The organism is Microcystis sp. LEGE 08355, from assembly GCF_015207185.1.
Lineage (GTDB): Bacteria > Cyanobacteriota > Cyanobacteriia > Cyanobacteriales > Microcystaceae > Microcystis > Microcystis panniformis.
On sequence record NZ_JADEXI010000644.1, the window covers coordinates 1 to 2465 of the forward strand.

At 43.6% G+C, this 2465-nt stretch carries 4 protein-coding genes; 1 reads left to right on the plus strand and 3 read right to left on the minus strand.

All coding sequences use genetic code 11. The features are described 5' to 3' along the window. The 3 genes from IQ242_RS22380 to IQ242_RS22390 form a co-directional block, all read right to left on the minus strand. Positions 1-676, minus strand: a 676-nt coding sequence (locus tag IQ242_RS22380) for an aminotransferase class I/II-fold pyridoxal phosphate-dependent enzyme (protein ID WP_193961457.1), incomplete at its 3' end; no start/stop codon positions are given. Positions 677-692: 16 nt separating this feature from the next. Continuing rightward, complete coding sequence (locus IQ242_RS22385) at positions 693-1055, minus strand: co-chaperone YbbN (protein ID WP_193961458.1); 363 nt, start codon at positions 1053-1055, stop codon at positions 693-695. A gap of 45 nt (positions 1056-1100) precedes the next feature. Continuing rightward, complete coding sequence (locus IQ242_RS22390) at positions 1101-1979, minus strand: ABC transporter permease (protein ID WP_193961459.1); 879 nt, start codon at positions 1977-1979, stop codon at positions 1101-1103. 198 nt (positions 1980-2177) lie between these two features. Here IQ242_RS22390 and IQ242_RS22395 point away from each other — a divergent pair, with 198 nt between their 5' ends. Further along, entirely contained in the window at positions 2178-2411 is a 234-nt protein-coding gene (locus IQ242_RS22395) for a hypothetical protein (RefSeq protein ID WP_193961460.1), read from the plus strand. The last annotated feature ends 54 nt before the right edge of the window (positions 2412-2465 follow it).

Genomic DNA, 2465 nt, shown 5'->3' on the forward strand with positions numbered 1-2465 from the left:
GTAAAATTGACGGGGGGGGCGATGTTCCCGCAAAAAAGATGTCTAGATAGGGAAAATCGTGGATTAAAACTAAATTATGCTGACGGCAAAAATTAACCGCTTTTTGGAAAAATGCCAAAGGTGCGATCGCTGTGGTGGGATTATGGGGATAACTCAAGACCATCAGCTTCGATTGTGCCAGCACTAGGTCAGGAATGTCCTCTAAAACCGGCAGAAAGTCATTTTTTGCCAAAATTGGCATCCCGTAGATTTGACCGCCGGCAAGGGCAACACCGCCCAAATGGGAGGGATAACCCGGATCGAGGAGTAGGGCAAAATCTCCAGGGTTGAGAATGGCCAAAGGTAGATGGGCCGTGCCTTCCTGAGAACCAATTAGGGGTAAAACCTCCGTTTCTGGATCGACGGCAACACCAAAGCGATCGCTATACCAGTTAGCGGCAGTTATGCGGAAGTCTCTGGTTCCATTATGGAGTAAATAGCCGTGCGTGTGAGGATCGTGGAGAGATCGCTCAATAGCATCGACAACATGGGGAGCAGCACCAAGATCGGAGGAACCGAGCGAAAGATCGATAATGGTATTACCCGCTTCTCTACTGGCAGCTTTTGCCCGATCCATATCGGCAAAAACGTTGGATTGTAGTGCCTGTAAGCGGTTTGCTAGGGTTAAGTTATTCATAACCACGGATACCTAATTAGCTGACATAGGTATCGATAAAAGATTGTAATTGTTGTTTGCCGATCGCCCCTTCATGAGTGGCAATAATTTCGTTATCTTTAAAGATGCGTAAAGCAGGAACACCTTCCACCTTACATTTAGCCACCGAGTCGGGGTTAGGGTCTATTTCTAGTTTAACTACTTTTAGCCGTTCGCCGTAGGTGTTGGCTACCCAATCGATCGAGGGGGATACCAGACGGCACGGACCGCACCAACTCGCCCAAAAATAGACTAAAACGGGTTTTTCGACCTCAAAAACCTCTTGGTCAAAGGAATGATCGCTAATGACAGTTACGCTACTCACAGTATTTATTTCCTCACCATCGCTACTGATTATCATAGAGGTTCTGGGTACTTTTCGGCAATTATCCACTTCCAAAGTTCCTCAAACATTAGGATCAAAGACATCCCGTAAACCATCACCGATAAAATTAATACTTAACACCGTGATCACGATAGCCAGAGCGGGAAAAATGACCAAATGGGGAGCAGTTGTCAAGTAATCTTTAGCTTTAAATAACATTTGTCCCCAAGTCGGCACATCGGGGGGGAAACCCAAACCCAAAAAACTCAGGGTTGACTCGGTAATAATCGCATTACCCACGGCTAAAGTGGCAGCCACGATAATCATTCCCAAAACATTAGGCAATAAATGCACCCAGATTAAACGGAAAGGAGTGGCCCCCAAAGCAATCGCAGCCGAGATAAATTCCATCTCCCGTAACTTTAAGAAATTTCCCCGCACCAATCGCGCCACCGACATCCAATTTAAACCCCCGATCACCAAAACCACGAGGATAAAAATACCCGTTTCCGGTCCGGCGATTTTCTTGATACTATCGCGAAATAGATAGACAATCAGCAAAAGTAGGGGTAATTGGGGCAAAGATAGAAATAAATCCGTTAATCGCATCAATAAGCCATCGATCGCCCCCCCGTAAAAACCAGAAATAGCCCCGATCGCCGTCCCCAGAATCATCGCCACCATCATAGCGGCAATCCCCACCGCGAGGGAAATTCGACCCCCCACCAAAATCCTCGCTAATTGATCCTGGCCTAGATCATTAGTCCCGAAAAGATGTTTTAAACTAGGGGGAGCCGTAGCTTGACTAAAATCGATCGCATCTATAGGAACTCGATAGAAAATCGGACCGAATAGGACAGCAAAAATAATTATCATTAATGCGATCGCTCCTATTACTGCCAGGGGATCTCGGTAAAAACGTCGCCAAGTATCGATAATTGGAGAAGACAGGGAAGACATAAGCTGTTAAGTGTTTAAATTACTTGTTGAGATCAGGTACTTTTGCATTGGGGGAGATTCCGCTAATCTAAGAATAAACGGTTTAAATGAGTCTTTTTAGTCTGCTGTATTTTAGGTAAAATCTCAAGATAAGTCCCTTTATTGAAGGAACCGTTGTGTTATAATATAACTCAAGTTCAGAAAATAGAGAGTAAAACTATGACTGTTAAAGAACTTATTCAAACAGCAATTGATAATCTACCTGAAGGACAACTAGATGAACTTTATCAATTAATTAAAAATTTCACCGCCAGCAAAAACAACTTATTAGAAGAAAAACCATCCTTATTTAAACGGCGTTTTCCAGTGGAGAATATGGTGGATAAAGCTAAAATACTAGGTGACATGATCAATCCTATTGTAGATGAAGAAGATTGGGAATGTCTGAAGTAATTGTGCTTGATATGCATATTTGGTTGTGGTTAATAAATGGCAATTTTGACAGAG

Bases quoted from the DNA above. Each gene is read 5' to 3' on its own strand.
- IQ242_RS22390 (WP_193961459.1), bottom strand. From the start codon at position 1,979: ATGTCTTCCCTGTCTTCTCCAATTATCGATACTTGGCGACGTTTTTAC.
- IQ242_RS22385 (WP_193961458.1), bottom strand. From the start codon at position 1,055: ATGATAATCAGTAGCGATGGTGAGGAAATAAATACTGTGAGTAGCGTA.
- IQ242_RS22395 (WP_193961460.1), top strand. From the start codon at position 2,178: ATGACTGTTAAAGAACTTATTCAAACAGCAATTGATAATCTACCTGAA.